The organism is Paenibacillus sp. RUD330 (genome assembly GCF_002243345.2).
Lineage (GTDB): Bacteria > Bacillota > Bacilli > Paenibacillales > Paenibacillaceae > Paenibacillus_O.
In genome coordinates this window covers 173472-188710 of record NZ_CP022655.2, presented here as the reverse complement: position 1 = coordinate 188710, position 15239 = coordinate 173472, and the positions used below count along the sequence as shown (strand labels likewise).

At 60.1% G+C, this 15239-nt stretch carries 16 protein-coding genes; 4 read left to right on the top strand and 12 right to left on the bottom strand.

The features are described from left to right. Positions 1 to 4 precede the first annotated feature (4 nt). From CIC07_RS00860 to CIC07_RS00820, 9 genes are all read right to left on the bottom strand, one after another. Positions 5 to 1633, bottom strand: a complete 1629-nt coding sequence (locus CIC07_RS00860; RefSeq protein WP_157741988.1) for an ABC transporter substrate-binding protein — start codon at positions 1631 to 1633, stop codon at positions 5 to 7. A gap of 226 nt (positions 1634 to 1859) precedes the next feature. Beyond that, positions 1860 to 2639 (bottom strand): DUF1684 domain-containing protein, encoded by a 780-nt coding sequence (locus CIC07_RS00855; RefSeq protein WP_076359572.1) that lies wholly within the window; start codon positions 2637 to 2639, stop codon positions 1860 to 1862. Further along, positions 2636 to 3505 (bottom strand): alpha/beta fold hydrolase, encoded by an 870-nt coding sequence (locus CIC07_RS00850; RefSeq protein WP_076359573.1) that lies wholly within the window; start codon positions 3503 to 3505, stop codon positions 2636 to 2638. The genes CIC07_RS00855 and CIC07_RS00850 overlap by 4 nt, the downstream gene beginning before the upstream one ends. 265 nt (positions 3506 to 3770) lie before the next feature. After that, entirely contained in the window at positions 3771 to 4226 is a 456-nt protein-coding gene (locus tag CIC07_RS00845) for a hypothetical protein (RefSeq protein ID WP_076359574.1), read from the bottom strand. Positions 4227 to 4449: 223 nt separating this feature from the next. After that, entirely contained in the window at positions 4450 to 4758 is a 309-nt protein-coding gene (locus CIC07_RS00840) for a hypothetical protein (protein WP_076359575.1), read from the bottom strand. A gap of 273 nt (positions 4759 to 5031) precedes the next feature. Beyond that, positions 5032 to 6060: a FecCD family ABC transporter permease gene (locus CIC07_RS00835; protein WP_076359576.1), complete on the bottom strand. Its 1029-nt coding sequence runs from the start codon at positions 6058 to 6060 to the stop codon at positions 5032 to 5034. Between the two features lie 3 nt (positions 6061 to 6063). Next, positions 6064 to 7140 carry a FecCD family ABC transporter permease gene (locus CIC07_RS00830; protein WP_076359577.1) on the bottom strand — a complete coding sequence of 359 codons (1077 nt, stop codon included), beginning with the start codon at positions 7138 to 7140 and terminating at the stop codon, positions 6064 to 6066. A 269-nt stretch (positions 7141 to 7409) separates the two neighbouring features. Further along, a complete protein-coding gene (locus CIC07_RS00825; protein ID WP_234993104.1) occupies positions 7410 to 8402 on the bottom strand; it encodes an ABC transporter substrate-binding protein in 993 nt (330 codons plus the stop codon). A 170-nt stretch (positions 8403 to 8572) separates the two neighbouring features. Then, entirely contained in the window at positions 8573 to 8755 is a 183-nt protein-coding gene (locus CIC07_RS00820) for a hypothetical protein (RefSeq protein ID WP_139334464.1), read from the bottom strand. 12 nt (positions 8756 to 8767) lie between these two features. Here CIC07_RS00820 and CIC07_RS00815 point away from each other — a divergent pair, with 12 nt between their 5' ends. Beyond that, the gene (locus tag CIC07_RS00815) at positions 8768 to 9241 is read left to right on the top strand and encodes a DinB family protein (protein WP_076359578.1); all 474 of its coding nucleotides are present in this window, start codon (positions 8768 to 8770) and stop codon (positions 9239 to 9241) included. A gap of 185 nt (positions 9242 to 9426) precedes the next feature. Then, entirely contained in the window at positions 9427 to 9999 is a 573-nt protein-coding gene (locus CIC07_RS00810; RefSeq protein WP_076359579.1) for a GNAT family N-acetyltransferase, read from the top strand. 75 nt (positions 10000 to 10074) lie between these two features. Here the strand turns inward: CIC07_RS00810 and CIC07_RS00805 are convergent, their stop codons facing one another. Further along, positions 10075 to 11211 carry a glycerate kinase gene (locus CIC07_RS00805; protein ID WP_076359580.1) on the bottom strand — a complete coding sequence of 379 codons (1137 nt, stop codon included), beginning with the start codon at positions 11209 to 11211 and terminating at the stop codon, positions 10075 to 10077. Between the two features lie 229 nt (positions 11212 to 11440). Between CIC07_RS00805 and CIC07_RS00800 the strand changes: the two genes are divergently transcribed. After that, positions 11441 to 11764: a 2Fe-2S iron-sulfur cluster-binding protein gene (locus CIC07_RS00800; protein WP_076359581.1), complete on the top strand. Its 324-nt coding sequence runs from the start codon at positions 11441 to 11443 to the stop codon at positions 11762 to 11764. 177 nt (positions 11765 to 11941) lie between these two features. Here the strand turns inward: CIC07_RS00800 and CIC07_RS00795 are convergent, their stop codons facing one another. Both CIC07_RS00795 and CIC07_RS00790 read right to left on the bottom strand, forming a co-directional pair. Then, a complete protein-coding gene (locus CIC07_RS00795; RefSeq protein ID WP_076359582.1) occupies positions 11942 to 13513 on the bottom strand; it encodes an ABC-F family ATP-binding cassette domain-containing protein in 1572 nt (523 codons plus the stop codon). Between the two features lie 158 nt (positions 13514 to 13671). Beyond that, positions 13672 to 14463 carry a TerC family protein gene (locus tag CIC07_RS00790; RefSeq protein WP_076359583.1) on the bottom strand — a complete coding sequence of 264 codons (792 nt, stop codon included), beginning with the start codon at positions 14461 to 14463 and terminating at the stop codon, positions 13672 to 13674. Between the two features lie 414 nt (positions 14464 to 14877). On the opposite strand from CIC07_RS00790, the gene CIC07_RS00785 reads away from it, so the two are divergent. Then, positions 14878 to 15201: a hypothetical protein gene (locus CIC07_RS00785; RefSeq protein ID WP_076359585.1), complete on the top strand. Its 324-nt coding sequence runs from the start codon at positions 14878 to 14880 to the stop codon at positions 15199 to 15201. Positions 15202 to 15239: the final 38 nt, after the last annotated feature.

Here is a 15239-nt window from a genome sequence, read left to right as displayed (position 1 = left end):
GGCTCTATTTCACGTCCCATTCATTGACGTTGATGAACATGCCGAAGTCCTTCGGCTGGGCGCCTGATACCCGCTTGTTCACAGCTCCGAGAGCCTTGGCGGCATAGATCGAAGGCATCGGCACGTCCTGCGCCACGAGCTGCTGCAGCTTGCTGTACGATTCGGCGATCTTGGCCTCGTCCACTTCCGCTCCGATCGAAGCGATGAGCTTCTCGACATCCGCATTCTTGTACCCGCTCGGATTGCCTTCATTGAGGAAGTAGGCCAGATCGGGCAGCGGATTGATCGGAGTCAGGGACACCGTCAGGATGCCGAGATCGTAATCCATCTTGACCAGCTTGTCGATCAGCGTGGCCAGGTCCATCATCTGGATTTGCACCTTCACGCCGGCAGCCTTCAGATTCTCGGCGATGATGTTGGACGCCTGCTCCAGCGTGGCGTCGCCGGAGAGGACGTACATCCTCAGCGTCTTGCCGGCATCCCAGCCGGATTCCTGCAGCAGGCTCTTCGCCTTCTCGGGATCGTAGGCCGCCGGCTGGACGTTCCCGTCCTTGTAAGGGCTGTAGCTTGTGAAGAAGCCGTCCACGACTTCCCCGGCACCGTGCAGCAGCTTCTCCACGATCATCTCGCGGTTCATCGCATAGGAGATGGCTTGGCGCTGCTTCGCGTCCGGCACGGCCTTCTCATTGATATACATGAACTGGGTCGCCAGAGGCTGGCCCTCCACCGTCGTCACGTTGCCCAATCCCTTGACCTTCTCATAGTCGCTCACGGGAATGACGCCTGCGGACGGGATGTTCATGTCGATCTCGCCGCTCTGCAGCTGGGCGGCGACAGCCGTGCCCTGCAGCACCTTGAAGTTGAGCTGCTCCAGCTTGGGAGCGCCCTTGAAGTAGTCCTTGTTGGCCGTCATCTGGACATAGTGGTCCCGGTCGATGCTCGCGATCTTGAACGGACCGCTCGTCACGCCCGGCTTCTGCATGAAGTCGCTCTTGTTGATGTCTTCCGGAGCGATGTCCTTCAGCGCGGCCTGCGGCAGCGTCAGCAGGTTCTTGCCGATCGTATCCTTGAAGATCCGGATGGTCGTCGGCGCCTTCGTCGTGATCGTGAGCGTATGCTCATCGACCTTCTTCACGCCCCCGATGTCCGTCCTGCCTTCCGGCAAGTATCCGGAATCGTCCAGGCCTTCTACGATGGCGAACATGTAGGCGTAATTGGAAGCGACCTTCGCGTTGCTCATCAGGCCAAGCGTGAAGATGACGTCATCGGACGTCACCGGAGTTCCGTCGGTCCATTTCGCTCCCGGATTCAGCTTGATCACAAACGTTTTATTGTTGGCGGTTTCAATGGAATCGGCGAGCATCGGCTTATACTCCAGATCGGAGTCCAGATCGACGAGAGGCGGGAACATGAGGCTGGCCACGTAGGTCGACACCAGGCCGACGGGGGCGAGCGGGTTGATGCCGCTCGGGGCGTACGTCACGCCGACATTGACCGTTTTCTTGATGCTGCCGGACGGCTCCGGCGAGTCTCCGCTGCTGCCCGTGCTCGAATTGCTGCAAGCCGATACGACGGCGAGGCTGGCCGCAAGGACAAGGGCGAACGCGGATCTCTTGATTCCTTTGATAGGCATGATAACGCTCCTTAATTCCGATTGATTCACTATGATTTTTTTTAAGTATCCAGCGAAAGGCATCGCTTTGTCAATCCGAATGTCGAATCCTGTTGTCGAATGACAAGACTACTATGATACAACTCAGACAGATCCAATAGGAATCTGCCAAGGATTGCTAACCAAGGCCGCAAACAGAGAAGACCGGCACGGCTCCGGGCAGGAGCCTCCGGTCTATCTTGGAGCTTCAGGAATGGGCTTGGCGCCTGATCTGCTTCTCCCCCGCCGGCACCGCGAACGGCAGCCGGTTGCCCGCCGGCGGCAGCGGGCAGTTGAAATGCGGCGAGAAGGCGCAAGGCGGCAGGAAGGCGCGATTGAAATCGAGAGCCGTCTTGCCTCGTGCATCCGCTTCCGGAACGATCAGCATGCGTCCCCGTCCGTAGGTTTCCTCTCCATTCGTCTTGTCCCCGAACACCAGGATCAGCGAATCCCCCGAAGCGAACGGGCGAAGGCGGTACTCCGTCCCTTCCCTCTCGAACAGGATGTCGCCCGGCGACCGATGCCGCCTTGAGGTGCCCGCGCCGTCGGACGTATGCTCGAAGGAAACTTCCCTACCCGGCTCGTCCTCGTCGAACCGCGCTTCTACGATCCAGTCGGAACGATGCGGGTAAGCGTCGATGCCCTCGTAGTCCTGCAGCGCCTCCGCCTCGGAGTCCCAGACCGCAAGCAGATGGTCCGAACCCGGCTGGCTGGTCGCCTGGGCGGCAAGGCTCCCGGAGAAGCGGACGACCGATACATCCGGCCGCAGATGAACCGTGCCTTCCGCCGGCACGTCGTCTACCGAGATCCCGTCCAGCTCCGAAGCCGTCAGGATCAATCCGCCTTGCGGAGCGGGCGCCCACAGGCCGGGCAAGCCTGCCACAGCCGTCATGTCCGCGATGACATGCATCGCGGCCAGGCTCAGATCTCCCTGGAAGCCGGCGACGGAGCGTTCCCGATAGGAGCGCCATTCCTCGAAAGCGTTCATGGACGCTCCGCTGCTGCGGCCAGGAATTCGGACAAGCGGGCAATGAATTCCGCATGCTCTTCAATGAACGGCATATGGCCGCTGTGTTCGAATACCGTCAGCTCCGAGCCAGGAATCAGCCGGTGCATCTCCTCCGCCTGCGACAGCGGGGTAATCCAATCGTAGCGAGCTCCGACGATGAGCGTCGGCACCTGCAGCCGAGGCAGCTGGTCACGGACATCGTACAAGGGAATGAAGTGCTTGAACGTGTAGTTGGCCGCATCGAGCGAGCCGATCGGCCGATTCCCCGTTTCCCACATGACTTTCTCGTCCATGACATGGAAGTACAGAGGGTAGCATACATCCCACCAGCGGATCAGATGCTCGTCATCGGCGATGCGCCCTTCGAACAGCTCCGGAATCGTCGCGAGCTGCTCCGGCGTGGCAACCTTGCTCGCGTAATCCAGCGCGGCAGGATAGAACTCCTTGCTCGGCGCCGTGCAGAGCAGGATCAGCTTTTCAAGCGAATCCGGATAGCGCGCAGCGTACACCTGAGCCACCATGCCGCCGAATGAATGGCCGAGCAGATGAATCCTGCCGAAGCCGAGGTAAAGACGCAGTGCCTCGATGTCGTCGGCGAGCTGCTCCAGCGTGCAGGTCGCCGGATCGACGCGCTCGGATTGGCCGTTGCAGCGCTGGTCGAGATAGACGATCTGCAGCTGTTCCGCCAGGGGCGTGAGCCAAGGCTTGAAGTCGGAGTGGTCGCTGCCCGGGCCGCCATGGATCGCGAACAGAACGGGCCTCGGCACCATGCGCTCGGCTGCCGGCACATAACCGGAGCCTTCGATATCGAAGTAAAGGCGGGTTCCATTGATCGCAGCAAACATTTATCGTCACTTCGCTTTCATTAAGTTCCAGTCGGGCAAATGCACATCTCTAAATTATCTATTTCGCAGAGAAGCAAGTCAACAACGATGGAAGATGGGATATTATTCCTGAAATGGACGGGACCAGCCCATTCTTCGGAATCGAAAACCGATGCGGACATGGAAAAAAGCCCTTGAATGCCGATTCAAGGGCTTTTGCTGGAAATAGGAAGCGGCGACGGGAAGAGATCCGTCCTTCAGCCGACCGGCCTCTGCTCCCTCCGTGCTATTTTCCTGTAAATACGGCCATTCCGTTATCTCCGCTGTAAGGCGCGCCTCCGGGAACCGTCACGAAGCAGATGATCAGCTTGTAGGACTGGCCCTTCGGGATGGCTTGGCTGAAGGTCAGGACGAAGCTTTTGTTCTGGCCGTCGACCGGGTTGATCGAAACCTGGCTTCCCGTCAAGGCATTGTCGGGCATTACTTTATCATCCTTGCCCAGCGTCGCAATGCCGCTCGGCGCTGCGTCCGTCGTGCTCTGGACCCAGTAGTTGGAAGGCTGCATGCCTTTGACGACATCCACGCTGCGATCATAGGTGATCTGAATTTGATTGTCCGACACCTGGGACAGCGATTGCAGCATCGGAATCGGGTCTTTGGCGGCGCTGGCGCTACCTTGACCCTGGACGGCAAACAAAGCGATGGCTGCGATCGCCATCAGTTTCAAAAATGCGGTTTTCATGGAAAGTCCTCCTTTCTTTGAGACAAGATACCGAAATGATTTCCTGCGCCAGCTGTTTTTATGCATCGCGGATAGAATCTGCTTCCTTTTTCTCTATAAAAAAAGCCCCGCTGCTCAAGAGCAGGGGACTCAACGAGGGCTTGTTTGGCCATTTGCCGACCGGATCAGCCTTATATTTTGCTATACAGGCATTCAGGATGCCGGCCGATCCCCCAAAGGCGGATTAAGCCGCAATAATGCCTTTGGTCTGCAGTTCGGTTTGAGAGTGCTGATCCGCAGGCTGGTAACCCTTCTCCAGGAGCTCTTTAATATACATTTTGTTGTAGATGAACGAAAAGATAATTCCCGGTACCCACGCGCCGAATCCCAACGTAAAAATGCCGACTGCTGCCGATGCGACGAACATGATGACAGCCCACTTCAGATCTCCTCTGAAAAGAGCCGGGAAAAAGCCGAAGAAAAAGGTCGTCCAGCTGAATCCGACTTTTGCTTCCTTAACCCCGCCGGCTGCATTTTTCAAGCGAATGCGCATTTCAGAACCCCCACTGTTTTATTTTTCCAAATATGAATTTATTATAGGACCAAGGTAATGTATTGTCGATATATATTCCAATTATTAATGTATTTATCGCAAATTGATCATTTTTGTATATTTACATATTAATATATCGAAAAAATTTGAGCCTATATACCTGATCATAGAGATGGAGATTCGGCTTCGAGGCGAAAACAACCCGAAGGCATAAAAAAAAGCCGGAACCATTCCGGCGGGCGATCTTATAGGCTAAGCCAAGCAAGGACAGCTCTACTTCGAGCGATACAGCAAATACAGAAAATACGGAGCGCCGACGGCCGCCACGATGATTCCGGTCGGAATCTCCGCAGGCTGCAGGATCACCTTGGCGATCGTGTCGGCAGCCATGACGAGCAGCGCTCCGGAGAGAGCCGCTACCGGGAGCAGAGCCTGGTAGCGCTGCCCGACAAGACGGCGGGCCAGATGCGGGGCGATGAGGCCGACAAATCCGATGCTGCCGCTGACGGCGACGCAGGATCCGGCCAGCCCGACCGCCGCGGCCAGGAGCAGCGCCTGCTCACGGCTCACGAACGCGCCGAGGCCGGTTGCCATCGGAGTGCCCAGGTTGAGCACATTGAGCGTGCGTGCCTTGAACAAGACATAGGGCAGGAGGACCGCGATGAACGGCAGCAGCGCCAGCACGTAGCTCCAATCCTTGCCCCAGATGCTGCCGGCCATCCAGGTGGCGACGAACTGGTACTGCTCCGGGTTGATCCGCAGGGAGACGACGATCGTCACTGCGGCGAACCCGGAGTTGACGGCGACGCCGTTCAGGATGAGCCTGTTCGAGGACAGCCCCTTATGCCTTCGATACGACAGCAGGAAGACGAGCGCAGCAGCGACTCCTCCCCCCGCCCAAGCCAGCAGAGGCAGCAGGTAGGCCGGAGTTGCAGCCGGCGCCGGGTAATAAGCGATGAACAGCAGCACGATCAGCCCCGCCCCCGAATTGATGCCGATGATTCCGGGATCCGCGAGCGCGTTGCGCGAGAGCGCCTGAAGCACGGCGCCGGATACCGCCAGGCCGGCTCCGATCAGCAGGGAGATGACGATCCGCGGCAGGCGGAAGTCGAACAGGATGAGCTGCTGGCGGTCCGTCCCGCCTCCGGCCAGCGTCCGCAGCACATCGATCGGAGAGAGCCGGATCACCCCGGTATTCATGCTGACGACAAAAACAACGGCGATCGCCGCGCTCAGGATGGCGGCGACAAGCCAGGCTTTCCTGCGCTTGCGCCGCTCCGATTCCGACATGAATGCGCCCATCGTCTACAGCTCCCTCCTTTCCTTGTTGGCCAGATAGATGAAGAAGGGAACGCCGATGAGCGAGATCATCGCTCCGATGGGCGTCTCGAAGGGCGGATGGACCGTCCTTGCCGCCAGATCGGCCAGCACGACGAGCAGCGCTCCGAGCACGGCCGAAGTCGGGATGATCCACCGGTAATCGACGCCGACGAGCTTGCGCGCCAGATGCGGCACGAGCAGCCCGACGAAGGAGACTGCGCCGACGGCGGACACCGCTGAGCCGGCCAGCACAACGACGATGGCGAGGCCCAGCCCCTTCACCAGCCCGGAGCGCAAGCCCAGTCCCCGGGCAACCTCTTCGCCGAGGCTCAGCATCGTGATCGACCGGGAGAGGGCCATGGCGCCGGCCAGCGCAAGGGCGATCCATGGCGTCATGATCTTCAGCTCCAGCCAGCGCATGTTGGCGACCCCTCCCGCGAACCAGAAGGCCAGATCCTGGCCGATGCGGAAGTACAGCGCGATGCCCTCGCTGAGAGCCGTCAGCAGCGCCGAGAGCGTCACGCCGGCGAGAACGAGCCGCGTCGGCGTCAGCCCCCCGCGGACGGAGGAACCGAGAGCGAAGACCAATGCCGCGCTCAGCGCTGCCCCGACAAACGCCAGCAGCACGACATAACGGTACGGAAGCCCGGGCAGGAAGGCGAGGCAGAGCGCGATCGCGAAAGTCGCTCCCGAATTGAGGCCGATGAGGCCCGAATCCGCCAGCGGATTGCGCGTCATTCCTTGCATGACCGCTCCGGCAACCGCGAAGCTGCTGCCGACGAGCATGCATCCGAGCACACGCGGCAGGCGCAGCTCCTGGATGACCTGATGCTCCTTCAAGTCGGGGTTGTAATGGAAGACCGCTTCCCATACCATCCGGAGCTTGATGTCCATCGCGCCGTACGAGACCGACAGCGCCAGGCTGAACAGAAGAGCCGCCACCCCGGCGACAATGAGGACCAGAGCCGTCCTTGGCCTGGAATGGAGCTTATGTAGGGCGTCGTCCGCCTTCTCGCCGGCAGGCTGTCCGCCGTCCCTTCCCTTGCGAGTCGTTGCTGCCATAGTCCCGATTCCCCAGTCTGCTTGTAGTTTCAGGCGTATCCGCCCTCCCGGCCGGCCACCCGCATGGTTACGGTGAACTTCCGCATGGATAAAGCGGAGCTCTCCAAAGCTTTAAGTTATAGAGCTCTCCAAGGCTTAAGAAAATTGAGTTCTCCATGGCTAAAAAACAGAGCTCTCCAAGGCTTCGATAAATAGAGTTCATCCAAGCTTGGATAAATGGAGCTCCAAGCGAAAAAAGGGAGCCGCGGCTCCCTCCTCTCTTTCCGTTCTTACTTTACGATATCCTGGAGCAGATTGTCGATCATCTGCGAGCTTGCGACCGGACCATAGTAGAGCCAGCTGGACGATTTCGGATATTCGAATACGTTGCCGTTCTTGACGGCCGGCACGGATTTCCACAGGGCGTCGTTCAACGCGGCGGATCCGGAGTCCTTGTCGCTGTTCACGAGAATGAGGTAATCCGCATCCAGATCGGCCAGCTTCTCCAGCGAGATGGCGTTCCAGTTGCCTGCGCCCGAGGCGGAAATCTCCTTGACGACTTCCGGCGCCTTCAGGCCGAGATCCTTGTAGAGCACCGCTCCGCTCGACAGCTTGTCGCTGACGACGAAGAATTTGCCTTGGACGAGCCAGACGGCGGCAACGGATTTGCCCGGAATCGCCGCTTCAAGCTTCGCCTTGGCGTCTGCGGCCTTCTTCTCGTAGTCGTCCAGCACCTTCTGGGCTTCGTCGCTCTTGTGAAGAACTTCGCCGATCTTCAGCAGCGCCTTGCGCCAGTCGTTGTTCACTTCGTCGCCGAGCACGAAGGTCGGGGCGATCTTGGCGTATTGATCGTACTTGCCGCCCTCGACGGCGCTGTTCGAGCCGATGATGAGCAGATCCGGATCGAAGCTGGTCACCGCTTCAAGCGGAAGATCGTACGAAATCGTCGGCAGATCCTTGAGCGAATCCTGCAGATACTCCTGGGTGCCGTTGGCGACAGACCACTGGGCTACCGGCTTCACGCCGAGCGACACCAGGTAGTCCTCCAGGTAGGAAGCGATGATGCGCTGCGGATTGGCCGGCACCTCGACCTCGTGGCCGAGCCCATCCGTCATTTTGGTTTGCGCCGGTGTTTCAGCCGGTGCGGTCGAGGCCGGCGGCGGCGATGCGTCGTTGCCTGCCGCCGTGTTCGAATTATTGCCGCTTCCGCAGGCTGCGAGCAGCATGGACATGAATGCGATGCTGAGCAGCAGCGCAGGAACTTTCAGTTTGCTTTTTGCCACGGGATATCCTCCTTGATGATGGAACCGATGCCGCCTGCATGGCCGGCTTGCCCGATTGTCCATTCATGACTGGTCGTTGCGCCCGCCGATATCCGATCCGGATAGACAGGCTTCGAAACCCTCAGTTAGTAATGATAATCAATATCAATTCATAGATCAACCTATTTGGCTTATTTCCAGAAAATATTGTGTCCAAAAAGAAACAGATCCCGTTCCTTCTCAAAAGAATCGGTTCCTCCCGGCGGCTTGCCGCCGCATGCCGGATCATGCCGCAAGCCGCAATCATCATTCGATGGCTGACGAAATAACGAGGCCGTACAATGGCTGTAGCCCGAATTCAACTCATCCCACATTAGGAGGCTCCCATGGACGCCAAACAACTCATCCTGCTGGATCTGCGCGAAACCCGCCGGCGCTTCCTCAAGACGGCCGAAGGCATCCCGGATGTCCGGCTGGCCTGGCGGCCCGACGCCGCGGCCCTGTCGATCGGACAGATGATCCGCCATGTGCTGCTGCATGACCGCTCCTGGCTGCTGATCTTGAAGGAAGGCCGCCTGCCGACGGAAGAGGAGAGGGAGCTGCTGTGGAATTCCCCCTTCATCAGCGTCAAAGAAGAAGCGGACCGGACGGAGCTCCACCACATCCGCTTCCTCGACTATGTCTCTTCCCTCGACGCGGCCGACTTCGCCACGAAGAAGATCCGATGGCCGCATAAGCCTATCGAGAGGCTGCTCGGCGACGCCTTGGAGCGGAAATCGTATCACGATGCCGTCCATACCGGCCAGCTGCTCCAATACATGCGGATGCTGCAGCTCGAGAGGCCGGATATATGGGATTGATCGGTCCTTTTTCCGTGCTTATACTTAAGCTATAAGCCGCCTTGCAGCCTTCAAAAACACCGGAGATGGACGCCGAACATGGACAAGACGGCGTCTGCGGACTCGGGTCGCGCCTTGTTGCGGCCTGCTGCTCCCGCGCAGGGGAGAGACTCTCCGCAGCAGTTGCATTCCAGGGGAGGATTTCAATGTCGACGCTGAAAGGAAACCGCATCGAGCTGAGCTTTGTCGAAGAGAAGGACGCGCCTGCCTTGCTGAAGCTCGAGCAGAGCAACAAGGATTTTTTCCAGCTGTATTCCGGAACGAAGACCGGACGGTTCTACACGCTGGAAGCGCAGGAGGAGAGGATCGCCGGCGCCATGAAGCAGCGGGAGCAGGACAGAGGCTATCAAATGCTGATCCGGCTGCAGGCAGCGCCGGAGGTGATCGGGACGATCGCGCTGACCGAGGTCGCCCGCGGCAATCTGCAGAGCGCCTGGCTCGGCTACATGCTCGACCGCGGGCACAACGGCCAAGGGCTCATGACCGAAGCGGTGCGGCTTCTCGTCCCTTATGCCTTCGGCGAGCTCGATCTGCACCGCCTTGAGGCGGGCGTGATGCCGCATCATGAAGGCTCCATCCGAGTGCTTGCGAAGGCCGGGTTCCAGAAGGAAGGCCTGGCCCGCAAAAACGTGCGGATCAACGGCCGCTGGGAGGATCATGTGACGCTGGCCATCGTCCGCGAGGAGCCGGAGGAGCTGCCGAAGTCCGACCGGGCTTGAATGCCGTATACGAGCAAATAAAGCCGTGCCCGTCTCCAGCGAGACTCGGCACGGCTTCTTGCGTCCTGCAGCCATCTACCGGCCGCCGGCTCCAAGCAGGCGCCCGAGATTCCGCGACGCCTCGTACAGATTGGATTCGGCTTGGGCGAGAGCCGCTTCGGACGTCGACGGCCGCATGACGGTCGACAAGCATGCGGAGAAATGGGGCAGCAGCTCCGTCCAGCCCTCTCCGAGGCTGCCGGAGAGCAGGTAGACCGGCTTGCCCTCGGCGCTGGCGCAGCCGGCCACATGCAGCGGCAGCTTGCCGTACTTCGTCTGCGCGTCGCTGCAGCCCTCGCCCGTGACGACGCAGTCTCCCCTCCGGATCCGCTCCGCCAGGCCGCACAGCCGGGCGACGACGGCGGCGCCCGGCTCGATGGCGGCGCCAAGCGCCAGCATCGCGAAGCCCAGTCCTCCCGCCGCTCCGGCGCCCGGAGACTCGGCCAGTCCCGGCGGCGCGATCGCCGCCATTCTATCCGCATACCGGGCCATCGCCAGCTCCAGCCGCTCGACAGCGTCCGCATCCGCGCCTTTTTGCGGACCGTAGACGCGGGTAGCCCCTTCCGCACCGAGCAGCGGATTGGCGACGTCGCTGGCCGCGACCAGGGCGCAGGCCGCCAGCCTCGGGTCCAGCCCCGACGGATCGATCGTCTCGACGGCGGCCAGATCCTCTCCGAAGCCTGTCAGCTCCTCACCGCAGCCGTCCAGGAAGCGCATGCCGAGCGCGGCGAGCATGCCCATCCCGCCGTCGTTGGTCGAGCTTCCGCCAAGCCCGATCACGATGCGGCGATATCCCGCATCCAGCGCCGCCAGCATCGTCTCGCCGAGGCCTCTGGACGTCGTGCGAAGCGGGCCGCGCTCCTCCGGCTTCAGCATCGGCAAGCCGACGACCTCCGCCGTCTCGATGACGGCCCAGTCCTCCTCTCCTTGCCGGATGGTTCCATAACGGGCGGATATCGCCGCTCCAAGCGGTCCGCTGACCGCGGCTCCGCGCAGCCTGCCCCCTGCCGCGGCTACGACCGCGTCGAGCGTTCCTTCCCCGCCGTCGGCCATCGGAACGGCATCGAACGAGGCACCCGGCAGCTCGGCCCGGATGCCCCGCTCCATGATGGCGCATACTTGAGCAGCGGTCAGCGTTCCTTTGTAGGAATCGGGCGCGAGGATGATCTTCATGGACTGCCCCTCCCTTTCAGCTCTCTGGAATCGTTCCTGTCCCTTTAACTCCATCTTAGTCCAATGCCGGCTTCAGGGCATCCCAATCGGCAAGAATCATGCAAAAAGGAATGGATTCATACTCCTATTCGCGAGATAATAGGAGCCTTTGTGCTATGCTTTAGCAGGAATCAGGGGCATGGAGCTGGAATCTAATCTAGAACGGTAACTTTCAAAGGAGGGATCGCGCATGCCGACGATTCAAATCGAGGGAAGAGAAGCTCTTCAGGCGAGCGAAGGCACGAAGCTCGTGCTCGCGCTGGAGGATAACGGGGTCGATGTGCTCCACCGCTGCGGCGGCAACTCCCGATGCACCACTTGCGCCGTGGAAGTGCTGTCCGGCGGCGCTCCCGAGATGGGAGAAGCCGAAGCGGCTACTCTACGGAGCAAAGGCATCGAGGACCCGGCCGTCCGGCTGTCCTGCCAGATCAGGCTGGAGGAAGACCTCGAGATCCGGCTGATCAAGACGGCTTCTTCAACGGGCTTGGAGCCCGGGCCGCGTCCCCAGGACTGAACGGAGCCTCCGCCTTCTTTGCTTGACCCAGGGGTTCAGGCAGCAAAAAGGCCAGGCAGCGTCCCTCAAGGACGCCGCCTGGCCTTTAGTTGTCCACCTGCATCATGCGCGGCTTCTGCATCAGCTCGTTCCCACCGCCCAAAAAAGCGGGCTGCCCTCGGAGCCTTCCGCCCCGCCTCACAGATTCTGCATCGTCACCCCGGCCTCCGGATCGAAGGCCAGCATCTTCGTGCCGATCTTGTCGATGAAGAAGCGGTCATGGCTGACCGTCACAACGGCGCCGGGGAAATGGATCAGCGCCTGCTCCATGACCTGGATGCTCGTCAGATCGAGATGGTTCGTCGGCTCGTCGAGGATGATGACGGCGGAGCCGGACAGGAGGCACTTGGCCAGCGCCACCCTCGCCTTCTGTCCGCCGGACAGATTGCCGATCGTCTTGCTGAGATCCGCCTCGGAGAACTGGAGCATCGACAGGAACTTGTTCACCTTCTTGCGCGGCGCGTCCAGCCCCAGCCCATACGTGTTCACGGCATGGCTGACCGTATCCTTCGGATCGAGCTCCTCCCACATGCGGTTGAAGTAGGCGTACCCGACGCCCTTCTCCCAGCTCACCTCGCCTCTCTCCGGCTTCTCCTGTCCCGTAAGCGCCTTGATGAGCGTCGACTTGCCGCTTCCGTTCGGACCGGCGATGACGAGACGGTCTTCCTTCTGGATATCGAAGCTGACGTTCTCGAAGATGGTCCGGCCGCCGTAGGCTTGTCCGATTGCTTTGACCTCCGCCAGCTTGTCCGGGAACCGGAGCCTCTCGTAAATGTCGGTGATGAGCACGTTCACGGGATGAGGCTCGATCCGCTTCCTGCTGTCGGCCAGCTTGCGCGACAGACGGTCCTTGGCCGCCTTGCGCTCCGCCCGGCTGTCGATCGCCTCCGACTCCATGAGCAGGAGCTCCTCCTCCCACTCGAACTGGCGGTCGAGCTCCTTCTTGCGCATCTTCTTCTTGCGGACGTAGTCGGTGTAGTTTCCTTCATACTCCTGGAAATGATAATTCTCGATCTCGATCGTCCGCGTGACGACCTTGTCGATGAACTGCCGGTCATGGGAAATCAGGATCATGGCGCCGCCGAACCGGTACAGCCACTGCTCCAGCCAAGCGATTCCCTCAATGTCCAGATAGTTGGTCGGCTCGTCGAGCAGGACGACATCAGGCTGCTCCACGAGCAGCTTGGCGAGCGCGGCGCGGTTGCGCCAGCCTCCCGACAGCTCGTCCACCGGCTGATGGCGCGAGCGGTCGTTGAACCCGAGCTTCGTCAGCACCGTATTGATTTCGACGGACACGTTCCAGCCGTCCAGATGCTCCATCTGCTCGAACAGCTCCGCCTGCCTCGACAGCAGCCGGTCCATCTCGCCGTCATCCGTGACAGTTCCCAGCTTCTCCGCCACCTCCTGCAGCTCCCGCTCGATCAGAGCCACCTGCTCGAAGCACAGCTCCAGCTCCTGCTGGACGGACAGGCTGCCGCTCATCTCCGAAAATTGGGAGAAGTAGCCGATCCGCGCCTTCGGATCGACCTCCACCTTGCCCGATGTCGGCTCATCCTTGCCCATGATCAGCTTGAACAGCGTCGACTTGCCGGCGCCGTTGCGCCCGATGACGGCGACGCGCTCGCCCTGGCCCACGCGAAAATAAATTTCGCGAAATATGAGAGCATCCTCGTATTTCTTCGTGACATTTTCTAGCCTTATGACGCTCATCTTTTCCCCTCTTTCCCGTTCCCCCGACTGGAAGCACTCTCTTCATTCTACCAGCAATGGCGGCGAAGGCGACAATATTCCGAGCAGCCGGTCCGATGACGAAAAAAACCGGACGCCGCTGTCGGCGTCCGGCCTTGCATGCCTTGATGAATTCCGCGTTACATCGAGCTTCCCGTCTCCGCTTTCACCTCCGGCTTGGCCTTGCCGGACAAGAACCAGCCGCAGGCCGCAATCAGCACAAGCACGATGTAGAACGTCAGCTTCCAGGCTGTCGATTCGGCAAAGTCATGCGGGATGACATGGAGCGCGGGATGCGCCAGCGTGTGCACCGCCAGCTTGACGCCCACCCAGCCGACGATGACAAAGGCGGCGACTTCGAGCGACGGCCTGCTCTCGAGCAGCTTGACGAACCAGTTGGCCGCGAATCGCATGATCAGGAGGCCGATGAAGCCGCCCAGGAAGATGACGGCGAAGTGGCCGCCGTCCATGCCGCCGATCTTCGGCAGGCTCGTCGCCGGCAGCGCCACGGCCAGCGCCACAGCAGCCAGGATGGAGTCGACGGCGAAGGCGATGTCCGCCAGCTCCACCTTGATGACCGTCGGCCAGAACCCGGCTTTGGGCTTGGCTCCGGTATGCGGCTCCGCGTTCCGCTCGCCTTTTTTGACGATCACTTTACGGAAGATGTGATTGAGGGCAATAAACAGGAGGTACAGCGCTCCTATCGCCTGAACCTGCCATACGTCCACGAGGAACGAGATGACGAACAGGGACGCGAAGCGGAACACGAACGCTCCGGCGAGGCCGTAGAAGAGAGCTTTCTTGCGTTCCTTCTCCGGCAGATGTTTCACCATGATCGCCAGCACGAGCGCATTGTCGGCCGCCAGCAATCCTTCCAGGGCAATGAGGACGAGCAGCACCCATCCATATTCCATCAATAAAGCGAAATCCATCTTCTTCCTCCTCCAAATGAGCTGGCCGAACGCAAAAAGACCCTTGTCTCCCGAGGACATGAATGGCCTCGGATGCACAAAGGTCTCGCTAACAATGCGGTTCGGCATTGCCAGTAAAGCCGGAGAGCGGGCTCTCGTATTGACGACTTTACTGTGGCAGCTACTCCCCTTCGGAGTCCGGTTTTCTTTTGCGTGCTACAACAGCTTTAATGATTGGTCTGTTGTAGTACGGGGATGAGCCCGGATGGTTTCTTTTTTATTCGGAAAATGTCCAGGGCCCGGCAAGGCTCGGGATCCGCCATCGCCGCAGCAAGCCGAATGGCAGCGCATGCCGGCTTGCCTGTCCGCGCCGTAACCTCGCCATAGGCATCTGCATAGGATAACCCAGGTTTGAAAAAAAGGAGGGTCATCCTCATGAGCTCATCCTATACCCACACGGAAGCGGCGGTTATGGAGCCGTTCTACAAATGCGAGCCGCATGTCGACCACACGCTGCGGTCGGTCAAGAGCCATCTGCATCAGCTCTGCTCGCAGCATGCGAATCGGCTCGTCAAGGTGGAGACGATCGACGGGGACGTCTTCGAAGGCTACATCGTCCATTGCCACAAAAGCATCCTCTGCATCCGTCTCTCCAATGAAGGCTGCAGCCGCGCCTTCCTGCCGGGACCGGTCAATCCGTACAACAATGTGATTCTGCCGCTGGTCCTGTTCGATCTGCTCGCCATCACCTTGCTGTAGCCTCTCGCCGTCAGCATGATCTGAAAGGAGTTTTGACC

Bases quoted from the DNA above. Each gene is read 5' to 3' on its own strand.
- CIC07_RS00830 (WP_076359577.1), bottom strand. From the start codon at position 7,140: ATGGCAGCAACGACTCGCAAGGGAAGGGACGGCGGACAGCCTGCCGGC.
- CIC07_RS00815 (WP_076359578.1), top strand. From the start codon at position 8,768: ATGGACGCCAAACAACTCATCCTGCTGGATCTGCGCGAAACCCGCCGG.
- CIC07_RS00855 (WP_076359572.1), bottom strand. From the start codon at position 2,639: ATGAACGCTTTCGAGGAATGGCGCTCCTATCGGGAACGCTCCGTCGCC.
- CIC07_RS00805 (WP_076359580.1), bottom strand. From the start codon at position 11,211: ATGAAGATCATCCTCGCGCCCGATTCCTACAAAGGAACGCTGACCGCT.
- CIC07_RS00835 (WP_076359576.1), bottom strand. From the start codon at position 6,060: ATGGGCGCATTCATGTCGGAATCGGAGCGGCGCAAGCGCAGGAAAGCC.
- CIC07_RS00785 (WP_076359585.1), top strand. From the start codon at position 14,878: ATGAGCTCATCCTATACCCACACGGAAGCGGCGGTTATGGAGCCGTTC.
- CIC07_RS00860 (WP_157741988.1), bottom strand. From the start codon at position 1,633: ATGCCTATCAAAGGAATCAAGAGATCCGCGTTCGCCCTTGTCCTTGCG.
- CIC07_RS00800 (WP_076359581.1), top strand. From the start codon at position 11,441: ATGCCGACGATTCAAATCGAGGGAAGAGAAGCTCTTCAGGCGAGCGAA.
- CIC07_RS00790 (WP_076359583.1), bottom strand. From the start codon at position 14,463: ATGGATTTCGCTTTATTGATGGAATATGGATGGGTGCTGCTCGTCCTC.
- CIC07_RS00850 (WP_076359573.1), bottom strand. From the start codon at position 3,505: ATGTTTGCTGCGATCAATGGAACCCGCCTTTACTTCGATATCGAAGGC.
- CIC07_RS00795 (WP_076359582.1), bottom strand. From the start codon at position 13,513: ATGAGCGTCATAAGGCTAGAAAATGTCACGAAGAAATACGAGGATGCT.
- CIC07_RS00810 (WP_076359579.1), top strand. From the start codon at position 9,427: ATGTCGACGCTGAAAGGAAACCGCATCGAGCTGAGCTTTGTCGAAGAG.
- CIC07_RS00845 (WP_076359574.1), bottom strand. From the start codon at position 4,226: ATGAAAACCGCATTTTTGAAACTGATGGCGATCGCAGCCATCGCTTTG.
- CIC07_RS00820 (WP_139334464.1), bottom strand. From the start codon at position 8,755: ATGTGGGATGAGTTGAATTCGGGCTACAGCCATTGTACGGCCTCGTTA.
- CIC07_RS00840 (WP_076359575.1), bottom strand. From the start codon at position 4,758: ATGCGCATTCGCTTGAAAAATGCAGCCGGCGGGGTTAAGGAAGCAAAA.